Origin of the sequence: Mycobacterium canetti CIPT 140010059 (assembly GCF_000253375.1) — a bacterium.
In the GTDB taxonomy this organism is placed as follows: domain Bacteria; phylum Actinomycetota; class Actinomycetes; order Mycobacteriales; family Mycobacteriaceae; genus Mycobacterium; species Mycobacterium tuberculosis.
The window spans coordinates 1,920,307-1,941,017 of sequence record NC_015848.1 but is presented as its reverse complement, the minus strand read 5'-3'; the positions used below and the strand labels follow the sequence as shown (position 1 = coordinate 1,941,017).

Sequence of the window (20,711 nt, the reverse complement as noted above, 5' to 3'; positions counted from 1 at the left end):
TGGCGGATATTCATCACATGATGATTTCATCAAGTGATGAATTACTTCGCGACGGTGCCGACCCCGCGGTCATCATCGACCAGCTGCGCGTCATCCGTGGTAAACGCCTTGCCCTGCAGGATGTTTCGGTCCGGGTCGCCTGCGGCACGATCACCGGCCTGCTCGGTCCGTCCGGGTCGGGCAAGACAACACTGATTCGCTGCATCGTTGGCTCCCAAATCATTGCCTCGGGTTCGGTGAGCGTGCTGGGCCAACCGGCTGGGTCAGCCGAACTACGCCATCGGGTTGGATACATGCCTCAGGACCCGACCATTTACAACGACCTGCGGGTGATCGACAACATCCGCTACTTCGCCGAACTCTGCGGCGTCGACAGGCAAGCCGCCGATGAGGTGATCGAAGCGGTGGACCTGCGCGATCACCGCACCGCCCGTTGTGCCAACCTGTCCGGCGGCCAGCGGGCCCGGGTCTCGCTGGCGTGTGCGCTGGTCGGCCGGCCTGATCTGCTAGTGCTCGACGAGCCGACCATCGGCCTGGATCCGGTATTGCGCGTCGAATTATGGGATCGGTTCACGGCGCTGGCGCGGCGTGGCACCACGCTGTTGGTGTCCAGCCACGTAATGGACGAGGCCGACCGCTGCGGCGATCTGTTGCTTCTGCGCCAGGGGCAGCTGCTGGCCCACACAACGCCGCACCGTCTACGAAAGGAAACCGGATGCACATCACTGGAGGAAGCGTTTCTGTCCATCGTCCGACGCACCACCACCGTGCCCGCGGCCGGCTAACGCTGCAGAACTACACGGCCACTACGGCGCGGATTCTCCGGCAGCTTGCCGCTGATCACCGCAGTGTCGCGATGATCTTGCTGGTACCCATCCTGATCATCACGCTGATGTATTTCATGTTCGAGAACGTCCCGCATCGCCCCGGTACCCCATCCGGGTTCAACACCGCTTGCCTGGTGCTACTGGGCCTGTTCCCACTCTTTGTGATGTTTGTGATCACGGCGATCACCATGCAACGCGAAAGGGCTTCGGGAACGCTGGAGCGCATCCTGACCACCCCGCTACGCCGGCTTGATCTGCTCGCCGGCTACGGGACCGCGTTCTCGATCGCCGCGGCGGCGCAGGCCACGCTGGCCTGCATTGTGGCGTTCTGGTTCCTTGGCTTTGACACGGCGGGCAGCCCGGTGTGGGTGTTCGCGATCGCGATCGTCAACGCCGTCTTGGGTGTCGGGCTCGGTCTATTGTGTAGTGCCTTCGCCCGCACCGAATTTCAGGCCGTACAGTTCATCCCGCTGGTGATGGTGCCGCAGCTGCTGCTCGCCGGCATCATCGTCCCGCGGGCACTGATGCCGACGTGGCTGGAGTGGATCAGTAACGTGATGCCGGCCAGCTACGCGCTCGAGGCGCTACAACAGGTGGGTGCGCATCCGGAGCTGACCGGTATCGCGGTGCGCGACGTCGTCGTCGTGCTGAGTTTCGCGGTCGCGTCGCTGTGTCTGGCGGCGGTGACACTGCGGCGACGGACGTCATAGCGTGGCGGCGCCGGACAACAGCCGCAGACGGCCCGGGCGACCCGCCGGCAGCTCTGACACTAGGGAGCGAATCCTGTCCAGTGCCCGAGAACTCTTTGCGCACAACGGCATTGACAGAACATCGATCCGAGCCGTGGCCGCCAAGGCCGGTGTTGATGCCGCACTAGTGCATCACTACTTCGGCACCAAACAGCAGCTTTTCGCCGCCGCGATCCACATTCCGATCGACCCGATGGTCATCATCGGTCCGATTCGCGAGGCGCCTGTCGAGGAACTCGGTTACAAGCTGCCGTCCTTGTTGCTGCCGATTTGGGATTCCGAACTGGGTGCCGGGTTGATCGCGACGCTGAGATCCTTGATCTCAGGCTCCGACGTGGGCCTGGCGCGCTCCTTCCTTGAGGAAGTGGTCACCGTGGAGCTTGGGTCCCGCGTCGACAACCCGCCGGGAACGGGCAAGATCCGTACCCAGTTCGTCGCGTCGCAACTGATGGGTGTGGTCATGGCGCGCTACATCGTCAGAATCGAACCGTTTGCTTCGTTGCCGGCCGAACAGATCGTGCAAACCATCGCGCCCAACCTGCAGCGCTACCTCACTGGGGAGCTGCCGGACGACCTCGCGCCATGAGGCGGGCGTGCTCGTCCTCGTCGACCTCGCGGGCCTCGTCGACCAGCAGAACCGGGATACCGTCCTCGATGCGGTAGGCGCGCCGCAGCCGCGGGTTATAGAGCACCTGGATGTCGCCGTCCTCGACCAAGACGAGCGGACCTCGATCCGCCGGGCACACCAGGATGGCGAGCAGCGCCTCGTCAAGCATTGCCGCGCCGATGCTGGCCGGTCAACTCGGTGCGGACCGCCGGCGTCAACCGCCGGTACTCGTTGCCGCCGGAGTTGAAATACCATGCCTGACGGCCCGCCTTGGGAATCCCGTTGGCCCGCAACGCGCTGACCGTTGGCCGGTAAGTACCGCTGAGCGTTAGCTGCGGCACCACGTGCACGATGTCAGGTCCCAGCCCCACCGGCATGCTCGCCACGGCTTCGGTCAAGTCGGCGGCTGTGATGGTCGCTCCAGGCAGCAACGTCACCGCCGACACCGCGACGTGGCGACCGCGCACCAATACACCGTAGGTCACCGCGAGGTCGACACCGGTGATGAGGCCCAACGCGTTGGTGACCGGCTCGGTGTAAACCATCCCGCGCGCAGTGCGCACCACCGAGCCGCGTCCACCCGCCAGCCAGTAGTCCCCATCGTCGTCACGCCAGAATAGGTAGTCGGTAGATATCCAGGTGTCAGCGGGAGCGAAGACACCGCGTTTGACCGACGCGGTCGGATCGATCGGCCCTCTGGATTGTGCGAGCAGCACCCCGACCTGGTTGACACCGGCGACCTGCACGAAGCCGCGGTCGTTCTCCAGGATCAGGTCATGTTCGGCGTCGTAGGCCCCAAGTTCGACACGTCCGGCGCCAGGCAACGGACGGCCCTTGCTGCCGATCTTGGCGCCAGCCACGTTGGCCAGCACCGCCTGTCCGTCGGTGGTGGCGAAAAACTCGACGACGTGCGCCGGTGCGAACGCTTCGACGACCCGCTCCCACAATCCGGTCGGCATGCCCGAGCCGATGAACAACCGCACCGGATGGTTGCCGTGCAACACGAACGCCGGATCGTCGACCACGTCACGCAGCATGGCCCATGTGTAGGAGACGACGGTGACGCCGTACTGGCGTACCTCGGCCACGAACCGGTCCGGGCGCAAGCCGCGGGACAATGCGATACGGGTTCCGCCCACGACCGCGCCGCCCAGGCTGACCAACAGTGCGGACTCATGGTGCAGCGGCGTCAAACAGTACACCGTGTCTCTGCGGCCGAGGGCCGCCGTCGAGGCGGTCCCGAAGGCCGACACCGCCCAGCGGTAGTTGGTGATCTGCTTGGCCACCAGGTCGCCGTCGGCCGAACTGAACGCGATGAACGCCAGATCCCGCGCCAATCCGGGATTCGGTCGATACCACGCCGGCAACTCGACGGCGTCCGGGTCGATTTTTTCCATGTCGATGACTTGGCCCTGTTCAAGTGCGTCGGCCGGCAGATCCAGATCACGCGATTCACCACCACCCAACACCAGCACCTGTCCGGGCAACTGGCGCGCAGCATCCAGATTGGTAGGGTCGGTCAGGATCTCGGTCACTCTCCCGAGCCGGACCGACGCGGACAGGTCGGTGTCTGGCCGCATCACCACGGCAACCGCTCCCAGCCGAGACAGCGCGGCGATGGCGACCAGCGCGCTGGGCCGAGTCTCCATCAGCACGCCGACACGGTCACCCTGCCGCACCCCGACCGCGATGAGGCCACGAACGACATTGTTGATCCGCCGGTTTACCGCCTCATAGGTGTGCACGCGCCCGTCGAACAACAGGAATTCACCCTTCGGGGCATCGTGTGCCTGTTCGTCGATGATGCGGCCCAGCGAGATCCGGGTGTGGTCGTTGAGCTGACCCAACCGGGCTAGTCGCGGCAGCGTCCGCACCGTCTCCACCGCCAGCGTGCGCACCGATCTGTTGGCCGCAACGACTGCGTCGGCCGCGCCGCGAGCCAGCGCCAACGCAGCCTCCGAGACCTCCCCGATGCCGTGCGCGACCCGGGAGCTGAAAGCCACACCGCTATCGGTGTGTTCGGCCGGCTGATCGGCCATCAGGTGGATGTTTTCCGGTTTGGTGCCGTCGCCGGAGATCCAGCGCACCCAGTCGGCCACGGTCGGCCAGCTCTGTTGTGCCGCTCGGGATCCCACGACGAGACCGAAATGCCCTGCCCGGATGAGACATTCGTAGACCTCGGAGTTGGGCGCGGCCCGCCGGATGCCGCGTACCGACGCCGGCTGGCCGATGTCGTCGACCTCACCGACGAACGCCAGTATCGGGCAAGTGATATCGGTAAGCGTCACCATCTGGCCGCTGATGGCGAAACCACCCGTCATCATTCGGTTGTGCGCGATGAACTGCTTGAGCAGTTCCGAGATCGCCGGGCCCGACCAGGCGATCCATCCTTCGGATTCCAGGAACCGGCGCTGTTGTTCCCGCGGCAGCAGTGCCTCGCGGTCGTGCAACTGACGCACGAAGTCCACCCGGGCCTTCGCGGTTTTGAGTGGGTCCATCATCTGAAAACCCATGCGCGCCATCCAGCTTGGGATATCCAAGCGATTGAAGACGTGATCGGCCATGAAATCGGCGACCGCAGCGCCCATGTTCGCCGGGATGCCCATGGGCAACGCGGCCAGGGTGTCCACCGGCGAGCCGAACGCGACCACGCTGGCGATGTCCTTCGAACGCCGGTATGCCGCGGCCTGATAGCAGAACATGCCACCCTGCGAATACCCGACGAAGTGCACATCGTGGCCAGTGGCGTCCTTGACGGTATCGACCGCCTCGCTGAGGGCGACGATGTGGTCGGCCAGGTTACGGCGCATTCCGCCCTCGACCTCGTCGGGTGAGCCGAAGTCGATGACCCAGGGATCTAGCCCGCTGGCGTGCAGGATCCCCACCGCGCCGTCTTCACGGGTGACGTCCCACATGTCCGCCGACATCATCATCGGGTGCACCATCAGCACCGGCGGACCCACCGGTGGCTGTCCCGGGCGGTTGTCCGGCGGAAAATACCGCCGCAGCTTGTACATCGGTACGCTCTCAACGATTTGGGACGGCGACGGAACACTGCCGGTTTCCAGGCCCCCGAGTCGCAGGACTTCCAGACCGTTCTGCGCCGTGGCCACCAGGCGCTCGATTGGTCGCGTGACCATCGAAAAATTGAGATCCACCACCGCTCCTGAGGGCTCCCTGACTAGCTTAAATTGTCGGGCTCCTCCTCGGACCACACCGGCCCGCATCGTCACCCGACTAGCTTAAATTGTCGGGCTCCTCCTCGGACCACACCGGCCCGCATCGTCACCCGACTGGCCTTGACAGCGTGCACATCATGGCACATCCACACCGTGCTGTTTCGGTCTGTGCGCAGTCGGCGTCGCCAGGACACCGGCACCTGACCCAGCCGTGACGGAACTGTCACAGATGAGTCGCGCTCAGGCACGCGATCGCTAAATGGCCCGTAGCTCAGCGACGGCGCCGTTTATGGACTGCAGTGGCTCCGTCTCGCTATGTCGAGCCGATTCCAGGAGCGCTGGAATATTCTCGAGCTGTGCGTGAATACGCGCTAGTTGTTCGAGGATGCCGACTCGCCGCTGGCTGATCTCTTCCAACGTTCGCCGAGCCTCGCTGAGGCCGTGCTCAATCTGCTCGTCGGCAACATGCAGCCGTCGATCGGCCTCGATTTTGGCTTCGCCAAGCCGCTTCTCACACTCCTGCTGTGTGGCCTGCAGCTGATCGTCGATCTGAAATTGGGCATCGGTGCGAAGCCTGATGATTTCGGCATCAAGTTCCTGCTCGGCTTTCTCACGGCGTCTGGCATCGATGACACGCATCCGCTCCACCTCGGCGGTTGCCTGCGCCACAAGCTGTTCAGCCTCTTCACGAGCGCGGCGCATCACGTCGGCATGCTCGGACTCCAGCGCTCTTTGCCGGGCGTTCATATCCGCCAGCATTTCTCGCTTCTGCGTTCGGACCGCTTCCGCCTCATCCCTAGCCGCAGAAACTAATGTTGCGGCCTCGGCCCGTGCCTCCGACTGCATCTGGAAGACCTCGTCGACAGCGAGTCGAAGCATTTTCGCCATCCGATCGGTCACCGCCTGTGCTGACGGCGAGGTGTCCTTCAGGGCAGCGTTTTCGTCCTTCAGACTGGCTATTTCTGCCTTGAGCGTTTCAATCTCACAGTGCTGCGCCTGCTGACGCAGCACGAGTTCGGCGATGTAATGATTGACTGCGACCGGGTCGTAGCCAGAGCGGGTACGTTGAAAACGCGGAGCGGATCCGTTATGGGCGGTGGTCACGCGATACCTCTCAGACACGCCCCGCCGTGGGCGAAACAGTTTGGTGCAGTTTGGGCGTTGAGGCAACACTGCCGCCGACGCGTGCAAGAACTTGACGGTGTTCCTTACCGGAATCCCTTACGACCCGCATCACGGCTCGTTGTTTTCAAGTGCAAGCAGAACTATAGTGCAGTAGGGCAATACTTGTCATCAGCAATTAATCCTGGGTTCGCGGCCGGCAGACTGGGCACTACGCACACGGGAACAACGCGGCCTCTTCGGCGGCTCGTGTCCACTGTTCGGCGAATAGCCGGCTTACCATGTCCAGCGCCGGGGTCAAGGGTTCGACGGTACGGGTGACCAGGGCGCGCTCGTCGGTGGCGGCCACTGGGTGCCAGTACACGCCGTCGGCGGTGACGGTCACCTCGGGAACCAGCGATTCGCGGGTGAGCGCCACCCCTTGCGACGCGGCGCCCTCCAGCGCGATCGGCCGGACCAGCTGATCCCCGGGTGCGATGCCAAGCCCGTCGAGGAAGTCGTGAAACGCCGTCAGCTCGCCAGGTGCGGGGCTGGCAACCGTCGCGGCCACCCGCACCCGGAAGCCCAGTGAGAGCGCCAACCGGATACCAGCTACTGCCTTGACCCACGTCCCCGCGCCGCGGTGCGCATCGTGCAGCTCCGGGGTGGCCGAGTCCAGGCTGATCTGCAAGGCGAGCCCTCTAGGTAGGGATTCCAGCGCGCGCCGACCCCGCCCTTTGAACACCATGCCGTTGGTGAGGACGGTGGTGGGCAACTGCTTCACACAGGTCGCGATGATCGTGTCGATGTCGGGCAGCAGGAACGGCTCACCGCCGGTGAGGAACAGTTCGCGCACTCCCCAGCGCGCCGCTTCACCGACGATTCGGCCGATCCGCTCCGCCCCCAGTTCGCGATGCGGGGTGCTTGGTGACGACGAGACGCAGCAGTAGTCGCAGCACAGGTTGCAGTGGAAGTTGGTGTACAGCCACAACCGGACCCCGGGTAGCCGGTCGGGGCCCAACACGCTTGCCGGGTCAGGCGGATGGCCGCGGCGCACCACCAGGGTGCCGACGCCGGTCTGGTCCACGTCGGCGCGCACCAGGGTGTTTCCGGTGTTCGCGCACCATCGCTCGGCGAGATCACGATCTCGGTCGCCATAGACGGCGACCTCGGCGGTAGCTCCCTGTGCGAGACCTACCACCCGGCGCATCAGCTCTATGATCACCATCGCGGGTCGATGCCCTGCTCCTGCACGGCCTCGAACAGCGGCTTGTAGCCGTCCAGGTGCGGAGGCACCCAACGTCGTAAACCCTCGAGTTCGAGGATCTTTCGATGCTCGGAGTCATCCCAGCTCATCGCCAGCAACCGGTCGAGCCACGGCTGGTATCTTTCGGCGGGCAGCGTATCCAGCGCGGTGAACATGCAGTGGCAGTAGCCGTCGGTGCGCCACACCTCGGTCAACGACTCCCCCATCAGCTCCGCGGCGCCCATCGCGGCCCACGTGGAGCTGCCGATCGCCGCCACGTCGGCCTCACCGGCGAGCACCGCATCCACCGCGTCGAGTTCGCTGCGACCGGTGTCGCCGTGCTTGCCGATGTCGGTGTCGAAGCGGATCACCTGCAGGTCAGACTCGGCGATGCCCGCCCGGCGCAGATAATAGAGCGGCAAGATGGCCGCGTGCGCAGAGTCGGCGGACCCGAGCGCAAGGCGCTTTCCGGCAATGTCTTTAGCGCCGTGCAGATCGCTGCCGGCATGTGCAACGAACACGGTGGTGTAGTCGACGTCGGTATCGCGCTGGGCCAATGGCGTGCACCGCCCGCCGGTTTGCAGCACGGTCCGCACGTAGGCCAGGTTGGTGTTCCAGGCGATGTCGATGTGGCCGGCGATCAGCGAATCGACCAGCCGCGCGTAGTTGGAGTAGAGCACGAAATCCATTTGGGTGTCCGGGCTTTCGGAGTCTTGGAAGTAGCCGCGGATGCCTTCCCAAATCGGGACCACGTTGGGTGTGTATGCGACTGCTCCCACGACGAGCGGTTCGGTTGACATATCGCCTCCTAGAACAGCGGCAGCCCGGTGACGGCCCTGCCGTAGAAGTCGTAGAGCGCGTCGGCGGTTGGCGCCATCACCGACCCCGCCCGGGCGTCGCGGAAGGCGCGTTCGATGGGCAGATGCTTGGAGAACGCGGCCCCGCCGCACACCCGCATGGCCGATTCGGTGATGGTCAGCGCGGCGTCGTTGACCGAGGCCTTCACACCCAGCACGTGGGTCAAGGTGGTGTCGTCGGGCGAGCTGACACTGTTGGCGGCGACCTCAAGGTACGCCTTTTGCGCGGCCAGCGTGGTGCCCATCCGAGCGATCTGGGCGCGGATCGTGGGCAGCTCGGCCAGGCTGCCACCGAGGTGTTCCAACCGGGCGGTCCCGACGTGCTTGACCGCGGCACCGGTGGCTGCGGTCGCCAAACCCAGTGAGACAGCCGCATTTCCGAGATTGAACCAGGGCAGTACCGTTTGCATCATGATGCCGAATCCGCCGCCGGCCTCCCCGAGACGATACGAATCCGGGATGCGAATGTCGACGGCCATTGGCGCGGAGGCATTCCCCCGCAGACCCATCCCGGTGAAGGTGCCCGCTACCCGCAGGCCCGGTGTGTCCGCCGGAACCGCGTAGAGGTCGACCTCGCCCGCGGCACCGTCGGCCGAACCGACGGACACCACATAGACGTCGGCGAACCCCGCCGAGGTCACCCAGCTCTTGTCGGCCCGCACCGCGATGCCGTCACCGTCGGCGCTCGCCGTGGACACGGGCGCCCAGAAGTGCGAACGAGAACCCGGTTCACTGAATGCCAAGGTGCCAAGTTGTTTTCCGGAAGCCATGTCCGCCAACAGATCCGGCAGACCCGGCGGAGGCGACGCGGCTACCGTAACAGCGGCCGCCATGTGCATCAAATAGATCATCGCCGTTGATCCACATGCAGCCGACAGCTGGGCGACCACCTCGGTGAATTCCACTGGTCCGGAACCCATTCCGCCGATCTCGCGGGGCAGCACCAGACCCAGCAGGCCGGTCTTGCGGAGGGCGTCGACCGCCTCGGCCGGGAAAGCACAGTCGGTGTCGACCCGCTCGGCGTGTTCTGCAGCGACGGAAACGACTTCCTGCACAACGCCCGGTGTGGCCATCACGCCCCTTCCACCCGTCCGATCCGGAATCCGGTTGCCAGACTCACCACCGCCGCGCACACGAAAACCGCTGCGGTGGTGTTCGTCCCGCCGAGCCACACCGCGGTCCGGCCGACTTGCAGGTAGATGGCGGCCGCGGCGGCCACCGCGACCACCGCCGCGACCAACGCGACGGTGCGCCAGCCGCGTTTGGCGGCCGCCAACATTGCCAGCGCGATCGCGATCAGCACCAGTGCGCCGCGCAGGTTGTATTCCCCGAGGGAGAACTCCAACGCCCGTATCCCGACATAGGCGGGTCGATCATCGCCCAGGCCACGCCATACCGCGACAAGTCCGATCAGCCCAAGCACGATTCCCCAACCGGCCAGCAGCCGCTGCGCCGCCGTCCGAGCGGCCGACCCCGTGGCGGCGGCGCGCACCGCGTCGACGGCGGCGTACCGGGTCGAGCAGGTGAACAGCAAGACGACGTGGATGCCCAGCAGCATCGCGTACGCCCACGGCCACTCCCCGGGTGACTCGGCCACCGACAGCCCGATCGCGACCGACTGCCCGATCCCGATCAACGCGGCCAGCCGCACGGCCGTCCCGGTCAGCAGCAGCACCGCCAGCGCGGACTCCGCGAACAACACCCCCCAACCGAATGCCGTGAAGTACGGCAGCACGGCATGCTCGATCACCCAGCTGAACGGTGTGAACACCGGATGTTCAACCGCCAGATGCGTGAAGTGATACAGGTCCCGCCGGCCGCGCTCACCGAAGTCCGGCGGCACCTTCCAGACCACGTTGTAGAGCCAGATCAACCCAGCCAACAGCCGCAGACCGGTCAACACGATCAGCCCGCCGGTGGCCGGCGGCGACTGAGGTGACAACAACAGTTCCGTGCCGCGACGCACCCGAGCCATCGTCATGAGGGCAGTATCACACGCGGCGCAAGCCCCAACTCGTCGCGAAGGCCAGGCATTTCTGCGTGGGCCAACGCCAAGCCGACCGGCGTGGCGTCGATCAACGGCTGGTTAACGCCGTGACGCGCCGCGTCAGTTCGTCCTGCGACATCCGACCCCTGACGACGTCGACGTTGCCGTGCGGGTCAACGAACGCGTACGCAGGCTGCTGGGTGACACCGAAATTCGCCCAGACCGACCCGTCGGTATCAGCCAGCTGGGTAAACGTTTTCACCGGGTATTTGTTGACGAACTCCTGCATTGCGGGTACTTGATCCAGGCCGGCCACCCCGACGAACGTCACTTCCGGGTGTGACGCGGCGACCTGGCCGACTACCGGCGCTTCGCCTTGGCACGTCGGACACCAGGGCGCCCAGAACCACAGCACCGCGGGCTTACCCAGCAGGCTTTCCCCGTGAAAGTCGTGCCCATCAAGGGTTTTGGCGCTGAACTGCAGCTGGGCGGGAACGGTTTGGCCCGCCGGCACCTGGGTGGCAGCGGCCGCGTCCCCGGTAGGTGCCACTGCGGGCTGGGATTTCGGCTGCGAACCACATGCAGTGACGATAATTGCGACTACGGTAAGTGCGCCGATCAGACGGGAATGAGTCACTGAGTGCCCTTACCTCCAAGCGAGCGGTTGATGTCGATGAGCTGATCCACCGACCATTGGTCGTCGGCATGACGCCCATAGTGCACAGCGGCGACAGTTCCATCGGCATCCAGGAGAAAGTCGGCGGGCAATCCCAGATGCGTTGTGCCGTCACCGAATCCGACGCCCGCCCGTTCCGGATCGTTGCGATGCAACATCGCCGCCGACCCCCGAACGGCAGCCCACAATGCCCGCGGATGAGTGATGGCGCCCAGGCTTTTCTCTACGCCGAACTCGCGGTACTGCACTCGGTCGGGGTCGGCGATCACGGCGAACGGTAGCAAGGACTGGTATCCGCGCAGCGCGTCGGCCGCCGAATGAAAAAACACCACCTCGGTGATTCCACTGTCCGCAACCTCTTGGTGCCGGTTGGCGAAGCTGCGCAGGTGCAGGTGGCAGATCGGACAGGCCGCGAACCGCCGAAACTGCAGGTGTGTCCTTCCGGTCGCAGCCGGGACGTCCACCGGTTGATCGTTGATGTCCTGCAGACGGCGAGTCGGCACGGTCGCACCGCGGGCCAATCGAGTAGGCACCCCAATACCATACCGATGGCAAAACTCCGCCAAGAATCGGTTTGTCAGCGTGCTGACAGAGTGCCTGGGGCTTCTCTTCGATCGACTAATTTCCCATTCAGGGCAAGCCAACCCGCACGCAATCCACGCGCGCTGACAATTGGCAGCACGATGACGGCATCGCCTGCTCTCAAGGAGGGGCCATGGCAGATCGGTCGGTGCGCCCGCTGCGGCATCTCGTTCATGCGGTGACTGGGGGCCAACCGCCTTCCGAGGCCCAGGTCCGACAGGCAGCCTGGATTGCGCGGTGCGTCGGTCGCGGAGGCTCGGCGCCACTGCACCGTGACGATGTGTCGGCATTGGCCGAAACGTTACAAGCCAAGGAGTTTGCCCCCGGGGCAGTGGTATTCCACGCCGATCAAACCGCGGACGGGGTGTGGATTGTGCGACACGGATTAATTGAGCTCGCGGTCGGCTCCAGGCGGCGCCGCGCCGTGGTGAACATCCTTCATCCCGGCGATGTCGATGGCGACATCCCGCTGCTACTGGAGATGCCGATGGTCTACACGGGGCGCGCCTTGACCCAAGCGACCTGCCTGTTCCTGGACCGGCAGGCGTTCGAGCGGCTGCTAGCTACCCACCCGGCCATCGCACGGCGGTGGCTGTCGAGTGTGGCGCAACGGGTGTCGACTGCGCAGATTCGGTTAATGGGCATGCTTGGCCGCCCGCTGCCCGCGCAGGTTGCGCAGCTCCTGCTCGACGAGGCAATCGATGCCCGTATCGAACTTGCCCAACGCACCCTCGCCGCAATGCTTGGAGCGCAGCGCCCATCGATCAACAAGATTCTCAAGGAGTTCGAGCGCGACCGATTGATCACCGTCGGGTATGCGGTCATCGAGATCACCGACCAACACGGATTACGCGCCCGGGCTCAATGACACAGCGCCGGTCCCACGGGCCACAACGACAGCATGTCGGCGCCGAATTCGTGCACTAGTACACCCATAAGCGCGCCGAGCACCAGGTGCGCGAGGCACACGGTGGTCAGGAATGCACCGGTGCTGACCGCGGAGGACATTCCGCCCACCCCGAGGGCGCGGCGCAGGGCCCGGTCGCGAACCCGCGGCCGCGGGTGAGGCCGTAGCCGGCACCGAGTAGCGGTGCGACGCCCCGGCGGCGAAACCGCAGCAGCGTGTCGGATTGACATGATCAAACAATCAATTGAATATACGAACATCTGAATCGAGGAATGGAGCGGCGGCATGTCCGGTGCAAAGAAGCTGATCTTCGAGCAGTTCGCCCTGGTCGGGCAAGCGCTGTCCAGCGGCCATCGATTGGAGCTGTTGGATCTGCTGGTGCAGGGTGAACGCAGTGTGGACGCGCTGGCTCGTGCGTCGGGGTTGACGTTTGCCAATGCCTCCCAGCACTTGTTGCAACTTCGGCGCGCCGGCCTGGTGACCAGCCGCCGGGACGGCAAACGGGTGATTTACGCACTGTCGGATCCGCAGGTGTGGGACGTAGTGCGCGCGGTGCGCGCTGTGGCCGAACGCAATCTGGCCTCGGTCGGCTCCCTGGTGCGGCAGTACTACACCGACAGAGACAGCCTGGAACCGATCAGCCGAGACGAGTTGCAAGCTCGGGTGGCCGCCGGGTCGGTGCTGGTCCTCGACGTGCGGCCGGCCATGGAATACGCCGCCGGGCATCTGCCCGGGGCAGTGAGCATTCCCCTCGACGAACTGGCCGAGCGGCTTGATGAACTCCCGTCCGGCATCGACATCGTCGCCTGCTGCCGAGGACCTTACTGCGTGTATGCCTATGACGCGCTAGAACTGTTGCGCCCCAACGGATTTTCTGCCCGCCGACTCGACGGCGGGTTCTCCGAATGGCTGGCAGCCGATCTGCCGGTTGTTCGAACATAAACCAGTCTCAGCGGAAGGAGCTAACCGATGACGATCACCGACCCCGCGGTATCCGCACACGCGGATGCGACGATCGGGCTGTTCGAAATCACCGATCACATCACGATCGATTCCACCCAAGGTGCCCACACCGTCGAGATGTGGTGCCCGGTCATCGGTGACGGCGCGTTTCAACGCGTTCTGGACGTCGAGGTGACCAGCGAGGATCCCTATGACCTCACGCGTGAGCCGGAGTTCGGGAACCTGATGTTGTACAGCCGGCTGCGCTTGGCGACGGCGGCGAGTTGGTCTATCCGCTATGTTGTGGAACGCCGGGCGATCGGGCATGCTCCGGATCCGGCACGGGCCCGCCCGTTGGCCACGGCGCAATTGTTCAGCCGCGCCTTGATCCCCGAAGCACATGTCGATGTCGATGAGCGCACCCGTACGTTGGCCCAAGACGTCGTCGGCCCCGAGACCAACCCGCTCGAACAGGCCCGTCGCATCTACGACTACGTCACCGGCGCCATGGACTACGACGCGACGAAGCAGTCTTTCCTGGGCAGCACCGAGCATGCCCTGACCTGCTCGGTGGGCAACTGCAACGACATCCACGCATTGTTCGTCTCGCTGTGCCGATCGGTCGACATCCCCGCGCGATTTGTGCTCGGTCAGGCCTTGGAGCTACCGCAGCCCGGTGCGCAGGATTGCGAGGTGTGCGGCTACCACTGCTGGGCGGAATTCTTCGTCGCTGGGCTGGGTTGGCTACCGGCGGACGCCTCCTGTGCGACGAAGTACGGCACCCACGGCCTGTTCGCGAACCTGCAGGCCAACCACATCGCGTGGTCGATCGGCCGCGACATCCTGCTCGCCCCACCACAGCGGGCGGGCCGGAGCCTGTTCTTCGCCGGCCCCTACGCCGAGATTGACGGCGAAACACATCCGGCGCAACGCCAAATCCGTTTTACTGCAATGACATAACCGATCGTGTTAGTGACACGCCGGACTACAAAGACCGGGTTGGGGTCATTTCATGATGCAATTGTTCGACAGGCCCACGGAAGGAGCCGCAGGTGGCGACAATCGCGGCAAGCCCCACGCACAATGCCCTGGGCAAGGCCGCGCGCCGGCTGTTGCCCCTGCTGTTCGTGTTGTATGTGATCAACTTCGTTGATCGTGCCAACATCTCGGTCGCAGCCCTGGCGATGAACGCCGACCTGCGCCTGAGCGCCACCGCATACGGCACCGCCGCCGGCGTCTTCTTCCTCGGCTACGTCCTGTTCCAGGTTCCCGCCAACGCGGCGTTGGCGCGCTTCGGTGCCGGTCGAACGCTCACGGCGGTCGTCCTGGCTTGGGGTGTGTGCTCGGCGGCCACGGCCTTGGTCACCAGCGCGCACACCTTGTATCTGGCGCGCTTCGCCCTCGGCGTCGCCGAGGCCGGCTTCTTCCCCGGCGTCATCGCGTATCTGACGGTGTGGTTTCCGTGCGCGCAGCGAGCCCGCGCCGTAGCCACCTTTCTGCTGGCCATTCCGGTCGCCAACACGGTCGGCCTGCCGCTGTCTGGGCTGATCGTCGGCCACGTTCACATGGCCGGGCTACCCGGCTGGCGGGCAATGTTTGTGATCGAGGCATTGCCTGCACTGCTGCTGGCGCCGCTTCTTCGGCGCCTGTTGCCGGATAACCCGCAACGGGCAAGCTGGCTCACCCCCGAGGAACGTGCAGAGCTGTCGGCCCGGCTGGCCGAGGACACCCCTGCCCCGACCGGTCGGTCGAGTGGAGCCGGTTGGGATCTTGTCCTTTTCACTGTCGTCTACGGGGGCCTGTATTTCGCGCTGTATGCCTTGCAGTTCTTTCTGCCCCAACTAGTTGCGTCGCTGGCACACGGCACCGCCACGCTGACCGCTGCCACGTTGGCGGCCCTGCCGTACGGTGTCGCCGCGCTGGCCATGTTGGCCTGGAGCCACCGCAGCATCGACCGCTCGGGCGCCCAAGCGGGCCATATCACACTGCCAACAACGGCCGCGGGCAGCGCCGCGCTCGGTGCGGCATTGAGTCCGATGTCACCGATAGTGACGCTGAGTTGGCTGACCATCGCCGTCGCCGGAATCCTTGCCGCGATGCCCGCTTTCTGGAGCCGCTGCACCGCCGCGCTGGCCGGTCCCCGGGTCGCCGTGGCCATCGCGGCGGTCAATGCCGTGGCCAGTCTGGCGAGCTTCGCCGGTCCCTACGCCACCGGCCACCTCAAAGACGCCACCGGCACTTACCATCTCGCGTTGCTGACCGTCGCCGCCGTACTTGCTGCCGCGGCGGCTTGTAGCTTGCTACTGCGGCACGCTGGCCGGACAGTATGCGCCAACGACTCCGAAATCATGCTGCACCCGTCGCCGGCGACCCCGTTCGTCTAATACTGCAACTATACGAACGTACCGAACCACGTCGTCACAGCGGACAAGACACCGTAAGTACCAACCGCTATTGCCAGCACTGCCATCAGCCGCCACCGTAACCGGCGGATTGCGTTGACGCTACATCGGTTTCGATGTCGTAGCGCCCACCACACCAGAATGGCAAGCACCGCGAGCCCGCTCACGCGGAACCACCACGCGTAGTTGTCATAGAGGTCGTTCGCCCACGCGAAAGCCGTTGCCGCACTAATAATCCCAACCAACGCCAGGATGGTCGGCCCGACACAGCACAGCATGCCGACCAGCCCACTGATGATGCCGATACGCCATATCGGCAGCTGGTCAGGCGTCGCGCGCCGATCTAGGCCCGCCGCGTGGTCCGCGGGTCCGACCGTTGGCATCACGCCGCTATTTGCCGAGCCACGCCACAACCCGGCGCGCCAAGCCATGCCGACTCTCGGATTCACCTTCGACCGTCACACCGTGCCAGAACGCAACATGGTTTTTGATCCGGCGAGCCAGTGGACTGGGCCGGCGGTAGTACCAGGCAGCGTCCGGGTTAACCGGACCATAGGGGCCGTCCACGACGACGTTGTAGTAATGGGCCAGACCCTTCCATGGGCATATCGACGTGGTCGGGCTTTCGATTAGATGCTCGCGGTGCAGCGACTCGGGCGGAAAGTAGTGGTTGCCTTCCACCCGTACGGTTCGCGGCGCCTCAGCGAGCACTGTTCCATTCCACACAGCACGAATCATGGACTCGGCCTCCTTGGGTCCTGCCAAACGTGTCACTGTCGATAATGCACTCGCGGAGCCGGCGTGCGCCGGCAAACTGTCATCGTGGCGACACGATCAGTCAGATCGTAAGCGTCCCGCAGCGTGGTGGGTTTAGGGGTTGTTGCGGAGTGGCTCCGATGAGGTAGGGGCCGTCGGCGAGATCGTCGGTGTGTACCGCCAAGCACGCACCGAAGGAGATCCCGCCGATGGCCTTGCCACAGTCTGCCCTGTCCGAGTTGCTCGACGCGTTCCGCACTGGTGATGGCGTCGACTTGATCCGTGATGCCGTCCGTCTGGTGTTGCAGGAACTCATCGAGCTCGAAGCCACTGAACGGATCGGCGCTGCCCGTTATGAACGCAGCGACACTCGGGTGACCGATCGCAACGGTGCCCGATCGCGGGTGCTGTCCACGCAGGCCGGTGACGTGGAACTGCGAATCCCTAAGCTGCGCAAGGGCTCTTTCTTCCCGGCGATCCTCGAGCCGCGCCGGCGGATCGATCAGGCCTTGTACGCGGTGGTGATGGAGGCCTACGTGCACGGTATCTCTACCCGTGCGGTCGACGACCTGGTCGAGGCGATGGGTGTGGAGACCGGCATCTCCAAATCCGAGGTGTCGCGGATCTGTGCCGGACTCGACGAGATCGTCGGCGCGTTCCGCACCCGCACGCTCGGGCACATCGAGTTCCCCTACGTCTACCTCGACGCCACCTATCTCAACGTGCGCAACGGTACTGGCCAGGTGGTGTCGATGGCCGTCATCGTTGCCAGCGGCATCGCCGCCGACGGGTCACGCGAGATCCTCGGCCTCGACGTCGGCGACAGCGAGGATGAGACCTTCTGGCGCGGGTTCCTGACCTCGCTCAAGGGGCGCGGCCTCGGTGGTGTCCGGCTGGTGATCAGTGACCAGCACGCCGGGCTGGTGAAGGCGTTGAAGCGCTGTTTCCAGGGCGCTGGGCATCAGCGCTGTCGGGTGCACTTCGCGCGCAATCTGCTCGCCCACGTGCCCAAGGACAAGGCCGACATGGTCGCCAGCATGTTTCGAATGATTTTCTCGGCACCCGACGCCGAGGCGGTGCACGCGACCTGGGAGGAGGTCCGTGATCGCCTCGCCGCGTCGTTTCCCAAGATCGGCCCGCTGATGGACGACGCCAGGGCAGAAGTATTGGCGTTCACCGCATTTCCCAAGGCGCACTGGCAAAAGATCTGGTCGACCAATCCATTGGAGCGCATCAATAAGGAGATCAAGCGACGCTCCCGCGTCGTGGGGATCTTCCCGAATCCTGCAGCCGTGATCCGCCTTGTGGGCGCCGTCCTGGCCGACATGCACGACGAATGGCAGGCCAGCGAGCGCCGCTACCTCTCCGAGGCCTCTATGGCGCTGCTCTACCCCGATAGCGATAATGCTGTGGTCGCCGCAATCAGCGGCGGCCAGTAGGCACCGACGAACTCAACGTCGAAGCCCACCACTCCGCGGGACTCTGCCGTCAGATCACCGGCGTATTGCTTCACGCTGCCATTCGCCCACCAGGCACTGATGCCGATTAATGTGGTAGCAACGGCCGGCTCCAATCGGTACGCCGACGACCATGGCCACTGCATGGCATCAAGATGTATTGTGCCCAAGCATATTCCAGTGACTTGGTGGCCCAAGACTGATTCAGTCAGTCCGCAGTTGGGCTGGCTGGAGAAGGCTACCGACGACGCCCCTGCCGAGCCGCCACGAGCAGCTTGCCGGCTGGCCCCGGCACGTCCATTCGAGTATCCCGGTCGCCGTGACATTGACCCCGTTCAACCGGGTGCAAACCCACGAAATGTTCAAACACCTCAATCACACCCAGCCCAATCGACGCCTACAACGACCTCCACCCCACCCGGCAAGCCCCGCCGCCAATCAACTGCACTGCGGCTGGGCCGCCACGCTAGAGCTCGACCGCGCGGCTCCTCAGCGGCCCATCCCAGCCCGCATCGTCGCCACGCTAGAGCTCGACCGCGCGGCTCCTCAGCGGCCCATCCCAGCCCGCATCGTCGCCACGCTAGAGCTCGACCGCGCGGCTCCTCAGCGGCCCATCCCAGCCCGCATCGTCGCCACGCTAGGGTCGGCCCCATGGCGCACCTACTCGGAGCCGAGGCCGTGCACCTGGCCTATCCGACTCAGGTGGTGTTCGAGGCAGTCACGCTCGGGGTCAACGACGGGGCGCGCATCGGCATCGTCGGGCGAAACGGCGACGGCAAATCCAGTCTGCTGGGCCTGCTCACCGGTCAACTGCGGCCGGACTCCGGTCGGGTCACCCGGCGTAGCCGATTGCGGGTGAACGCGCTCAGCCAAACAGACACCCTCGACCCCAACCGCACCGTCGGCTGGACGCTCATCGGTGACCAACCCGAACACCAATGGGCGGGCAACCCGCGTATCCGGGACGTGGTCGCCGGCCTGGTATCCGACATCGCCTGGGACACCCCGGTCAGCACCCTCAGCGGTGGCCAGCGCCGACGGGTGCAACTGGCCAGCCTGCTGGTCGGCGAATGGGACGTGATCGCTCTCGACGAGCCCACCAACCACCTCGACATCCAAGGCATCACCTGGCTCGCCGACCACCTACGGCGGCGCTGGGCCCGCAATACCGGCGGCCTACTCGTGGTCACCCACGACCGCTGGTTCCTCGACGAGGTCGCCACCACAACATGGGAAGTGCACGACGGAATCGTCGAACCTTTCGAAGGCGGCTACGCGGCGTACGTGCTGCAGCGCGTCGAGCGGGACCGGCTGACCGCCGCGGCCGAAGCCAAGCGGCAGAACCTGCTGCGCAAGGAGCTGGCTTGGTTGCGCCGCGGCGCACCGGCGCGGACCTGCAAGCCCAAGTTCCGGATCGAGGCCGCCAACCAACTGATCGCAGACGTGCCGCCACCGCGCAACACCGTGGAGCTGGCCAAGCTGGCGGCCGCTCGGCTCGGAAAGGACGTCGTCGACCTGCTCGGCGTGTCGGTCTCGTACCAGCCTTCTGGGGGCCGCCCGGTGTTGCGCGACATCGAATGGCGGATCGGCCCGGGTGAACGTATCGGCATCGTCGGGGCTAACGGCGCCGGCAAGTCGACCCTGCTGGGCTTGATCGCCGGCACCGTCCAGCCCGGTGTCGGACGTGTCAAGCGCGGCAAGACCGTCCGGCTGGCAGTGCTCGATCAGCACGGGGACGATCTGGCACCGTTTGCCGACGACCGGATCGCCGATGTGCTGGGCAGGCTGCGTGGCGGCTATCAGGTCGAAGGCCGCGAGGTTACCCCGACCCAGCTGCTAGAGCGTCTCGGGTTCCGCCGGGACCAGCTGTCCGCCCGAGTCGACGACCTCTCCGGTGGTCAGCGTCGGCGGTTGCAGCTCATGCTGACGCTGTTGTCCGAGCCGAACGTGCTGCTCCTCGACGAGCCCACCAACGACGTGGACACCGAGATGCTGACGGCGACCGAAGACCTGCTTGACTCGTGGGCGGGTACGTTGATCGTCGTCTCACACGACCGGTATCTGCTCGAGCGGGTCACTGACCAGCAGTACGCGATTCTCGATGACCGGTTGCGGCACCTGCCCGGCGGCATCGACGAATACCTGCAGCTGGCTGCCCGCGTTAGCGCCCCAGCACCGGCCGAGCGGCCAGCGCCGCCGGCGATGTCGGGCGCACAGCGACGTGCCACCGAAAAAGAGTTGGCCGCAGTCGACCGTCAACTCGCCCGCCTGGCCGACCGGGTGGCCGCCAAACATACCGAACTGGCCGAGCATGACCAGTCCGACCACGTCGGCATCACCCGGCTGACCCAGCAACTACGTGTCCTGCAAGACCACGTCGCGGCGATGGAGAATCGCTGGCTGGAGCTTTCGGAGATGCTCGAATGAGGACGTATC

At 65.2% G+C, this 20,711-nt stretch carries 21 protein-coding genes and 2 pseudogenes; 9 read left to right on the top strand and 14 right to left on the bottom strand.

Annotated elements, in window-relative coordinates:
• Positions 1-17 precede the first annotated feature (17 nt).
• The 3 genes from MCAN_RS08880 to MCAN_RS08870 are packed head-to-tail and all read left to right on the top strand — an operon-like array spanning position 18 to position 2,162.
• A complete protein-coding gene (locus MCAN_RS08880; RefSeq protein ID WP_003898975.1) occupies positions 18-785 on the top strand; it encodes an ABC transporter ATP-binding protein in 768 nt (255 codons plus the stop codon).
• A 2-nt stretch (positions 786-787) separates the two neighbouring features.
• A complete protein-coding gene (locus MCAN_RS08875; RefSeq protein WP_003912666.1) occupies positions 788-1,537 on the top strand; it encodes an ABC transporter permease in 750 nt (249 codons plus the stop codon).
• A gap of 1 nt (position 1,538) precedes the next feature.
• Positions 1,539-2,162: a TetR/AcrR family transcriptional regulator gene (locus MCAN_RS08870; protein WP_003408366.1), complete on the top strand. Its 624-nt coding sequence runs from the start codon at positions 1,539-1,541 to the stop codon at positions 2,160-2,162.
• On the opposite strand, the gene MCAN_RS08865 is transcribed toward MCAN_RS08870, so the two are convergent.
• The 9 genes from MCAN_RS08865 to MCAN_RS08825 form a co-directional block, all read right to left on the bottom strand.
• Entirely contained in the window at positions 2,128-2,352 is a 225-nt protein-coding gene (locus MCAN_RS08865) for a Trm112 family protein (protein ID WP_003408362.1), read from the bottom strand. The genes MCAN_RS08870 and MCAN_RS08865 overlap by 35 nt on opposite strands.
• Entirely contained in the window at positions 2,345-5,344 is a 3,000-nt protein-coding gene (locus tag MCAN_RS08860) for an acyl-CoA synthetase (RefSeq protein WP_003408360.1), read from the bottom strand. The genes MCAN_RS08865 and MCAN_RS08860 overlap by 8 nt, the downstream gene beginning before the upstream one ends.
• Positions 5,345-5,617: 273 nt before the next feature.
• Positions 5,618-6,466, bottom strand: a complete 849-nt coding sequence (locus MCAN_RS08855) for a coiled-coil domain-containing protein (RefSeq protein ID WP_003898973.1) — start codon at positions 6,464-6,466, stop codon at positions 5,618-5,620.
• A 229-nt stretch (positions 6,467-6,695) separates the two neighbouring features.
• Positions 6,696-7,688, bottom strand: coding sequence for an Rv1681 family radical SAM protein (locus MCAN_RS08850; protein ID WP_003408279.1), 993 nt, complete (start codon positions 7,686-7,688; stop codon positions 6,696-6,698).
• Entirely contained in the window at positions 7,685-8,509 is an 825-nt protein-coding gene (locus tag MCAN_RS08845; RefSeq protein ID WP_003898971.1) for an Rv1680 family SBP-like protein, read from the bottom strand. The genes MCAN_RS08850 and MCAN_RS08845 overlap by 4 nt, the downstream gene beginning before the upstream one ends.
• Before the next feature lie 8 nt (positions 8,510-8,517).
• Positions 8,518-9,639 carry an Rv1679 family acyl-CoA dehydrogenase gene (gene fadE16, locus MCAN_RS08840; protein ID WP_014000881.1) on the bottom strand — a complete coding sequence of 374 codons (1,122 nt, stop codon included), beginning with the start codon at positions 9,637-9,639 and terminating at the stop codon, positions 8,518-8,520.
• On the bottom strand, positions 9,639-10,541 hold the full coding sequence (locus MCAN_RS08835) for an Rv1678 family membrane protein (protein WP_014000880.1): 903 nt from the start codon (positions 10,539-10,541) through the stop codon (positions 9,639-9,641). The genes fadE16 and MCAN_RS08835 overlap by 1 nt, the downstream gene beginning before the upstream one ends.
• Before the next feature lie 100 nt (positions 10,542-10,641).
• On the bottom strand, positions 10,642-11,190 hold the full coding sequence (locus MCAN_RS08830) for a protein disulfide oxidoreductase (RefSeq protein WP_003408271.1): 549 nt from the start codon (positions 11,188-11,190) through the stop codon (positions 10,642-10,644).
• Positions 11,187-11,873 carry a peroxiredoxin-like family protein gene (locus tag MCAN_RS08825; RefSeq protein WP_014000879.1) on the bottom strand — a complete coding sequence of 229 codons (687 nt, stop codon included), beginning with the start codon at positions 11,871-11,873 and terminating at the stop codon, positions 11,187-11,189. The genes MCAN_RS08830 and MCAN_RS08825 overlap by 4 nt, the downstream gene beginning before the upstream one ends.
• Positions 11,874-11,944: 71 nt before the next feature.
• Between MCAN_RS08825 and cmr the strand changes: the two genes are divergently transcribed.
• Positions 11,945-12,679 carry an HTH-type transcriptional regulator Cmr gene (gene cmr / locus MCAN_RS08820; RefSeq protein ID WP_003408268.1) on the top strand — a complete coding sequence of 245 codons (735 nt, stop codon included), beginning with the start codon at positions 11,945-11,947 and terminating at the stop codon, positions 12,677-12,679.
• On the opposite strand, the gene MCAN_RS22935 is transcribed toward cmr, so the two are convergent.
• A complete protein-coding gene (locus MCAN_RS22935) occupies positions 12,673-12,819 on the bottom strand; it encodes a hypothetical protein (RefSeq protein ID WP_003408267.1) in 147 nt (48 codons plus the stop codon). The two genes, cmr and MCAN_RS22935, sit on opposite strands and share 7 nt — an antisense overlap.
• Before the next feature lie 184 nt (positions 12,820-13,003).
• On the opposite strand from MCAN_RS22935, the gene MCAN_RS08815 reads away from it, so the two are divergent.
• The 3 genes from MCAN_RS08815 (at position 13,004) to MCAN_RS08805 (ending at position 16,044) form a co-directional block, all read left to right on the top strand.
• Positions 13,004-13,660, top strand: a complete 657-nt coding sequence (locus tag MCAN_RS08815; RefSeq protein ID WP_003408266.1) for an ArsR/SmtB family transcription factor — start codon at positions 13,004-13,006, stop codon at positions 13,658-13,660.
• A gap of 27 nt (positions 13,661-13,687) precedes the next feature.
• Entirely contained in the window at positions 13,688-14,620 is a 933-nt protein-coding gene (locus MCAN_RS08810; protein WP_003408265.1) for a transglutaminase-like domain-containing protein, read from the top strand.
• A gap of 92 nt (positions 14,621-14,712) precedes the next feature.
• Complete coding sequence (locus MCAN_RS08805) at positions 14,713-16,044, top strand: MFS transporter (protein ID WP_014000878.1); 1,332 nt, start codon at positions 14,713-14,715, stop codon at positions 16,042-16,044.
• A gap of 8 nt (positions 16,045-16,052) precedes the next feature.
• On the opposite strand, the gene MCAN_RS08800 is transcribed toward MCAN_RS08805, so the two are convergent.
• From MCAN_RS08800 to MCAN_RS23525, 3 genes and pseudogenes are all read right to left on the bottom strand, one after another.
• Entirely contained in the window at positions 16,053-16,445 is a 393-nt protein-coding gene (locus MCAN_RS08800) for a hypothetical protein (protein WP_003408263.1), read from the bottom strand.
• A gap of 7 nt (positions 16,446-16,452) precedes the next feature.
• Positions 16,453-16,800, bottom strand: a complete 348-nt coding sequence (locus tag MCAN_RS08795) for a DUF427 domain-containing protein (RefSeq protein WP_003408261.1) — start codon at positions 16,798-16,800, stop codon at positions 16,453-16,455.
• A 32-nt stretch (positions 16,801-16,832) separates the two neighbouring features.
• Positions 16,833-16,913, bottom strand: a pseudogene (locus tag MCAN_RS23525) (hypothetical protein); the annotation flags it as partial.
• A gap of 114 nt (positions 16,914-17,027) precedes the next feature.
• On the opposite strand from MCAN_RS23525, the gene MCAN_RS08790 reads away from it, so the two are divergent.
• Positions 17,028-18,257: an IS256-like element IS1553 family transposase gene (locus tag MCAN_RS08790; RefSeq protein WP_014000877.1), complete on the top strand. Its 1,230-nt coding sequence runs from the start codon at positions 17,028-17,030 to the stop codon at positions 18,255-18,257.
• A 47-nt stretch (positions 18,258-18,304) separates the two neighbouring features.
• On the opposite strand, the pseudogene MCAN_RS08785 reads toward MCAN_RS08790, so the two are convergent.
• Positions 18,305-18,601: pseudogene (locus MCAN_RS08785) on the bottom strand (hypothetical protein); the annotation flags it as partial.
• Between the two features lie 325 nt (positions 18,602-18,926).
• Here MCAN_RS08785 and MCAN_RS08780 point away from each other — a divergent pair.
• Entirely contained in the window at positions 18,927-20,702 is a 1,776-nt protein-coding gene (locus tag MCAN_RS08780; RefSeq protein ID WP_041180071.1) for an ABC-F family ATP-binding cassette domain-containing protein, read from the top strand.
• The last annotated feature ends 9 nt before the right edge of the window (positions 20,703-20,711 follow it).

Bases quoted from the DNA above. Each gene is read 5' to 3' on its own strand.
- MCAN_RS22935 (WP_003408267.1), bottom strand. From the start codon at position 12,819: ATGTCCTCCGCGGTCAGCACCGGTGCATTCCTGACCACCGTGTGCCTC.
- MCAN_RS08835 (WP_014000880.1), bottom strand. From the start codon at position 10,541: ATGGCTCGGGTGCGTCGCGGCACGGAACTGTTGTTGTCACCTCAGTCG.
- MCAN_RS08810 (WP_003408265.1), top strand. From the start codon at position 13,688: ATGACGATCACCGACCCCGCGGTATCCGCACACGCGGATGCGACGATC.
- MCAN_RS08800 (WP_003408263.1), bottom strand. From the start codon at position 16,445: ATGCCAACGGTCGGACCCGCGGACCACGCGGCGGGCCTAGATCGGCGC.
- MCAN_RS08815 (WP_003408266.1), top strand. From the start codon at position 13,004: ATGTCCGGTGCAAAGAAGCTGATCTTCGAGCAGTTCGCCCTGGTCGGG.
- MCAN_RS08880 (WP_003898975.1), top strand. From the start codon at position 18: ATGATGATTTCATCAAGTGATGAATTACTTCGCGACGGTGCCGACCCC.
- MCAN_RS08780 (WP_041180071.1), top strand. From the start codon at position 18,927: ATGGCGCACCTACTCGGAGCCGAGGCCGTGCACCTGGCCTATCCGACT.
- MCAN_RS08865 (WP_003408362.1), bottom strand. From the start codon at position 2,352: ATGCTTGACGAGGCGCTGCTCGCCATCCTGGTGTGCCCGGCGGATCGA.
- MCAN_RS08845 (WP_003898971.1), bottom strand. From the start codon at position 8,509: ATGTCAACCGAACCGCTCGTCGTGGGAGCAGTCGCATACACACCCAAC.
- MCAN_RS08790 (WP_014000877.1), top strand. From the start codon at position 17,028: ATGGCCTTGCCACAGTCTGCCCTGTCCGAGTTGCTCGACGCGTTCCGC.
- cmr (WP_003408268.1), top strand. From the start codon at position 11,945: ATGGCAGATCGGTCGGTGCGCCCGCTGCGGCATCTCGTTCATGCGGTG.
- fadE16 (WP_014000881.1), bottom strand. From the start codon at position 9,639: ATGGCCACACCGGGCGTTGTGCAGGAAGTCGTTTCCGTCGCTGCAGAA.
- MCAN_RS08795 (WP_003408261.1), bottom strand. From the start codon at position 16,800: ATGATTCGTGCTGTGTGGAATGGAACAGTGCTCGCTGAGGCGCCGCGA.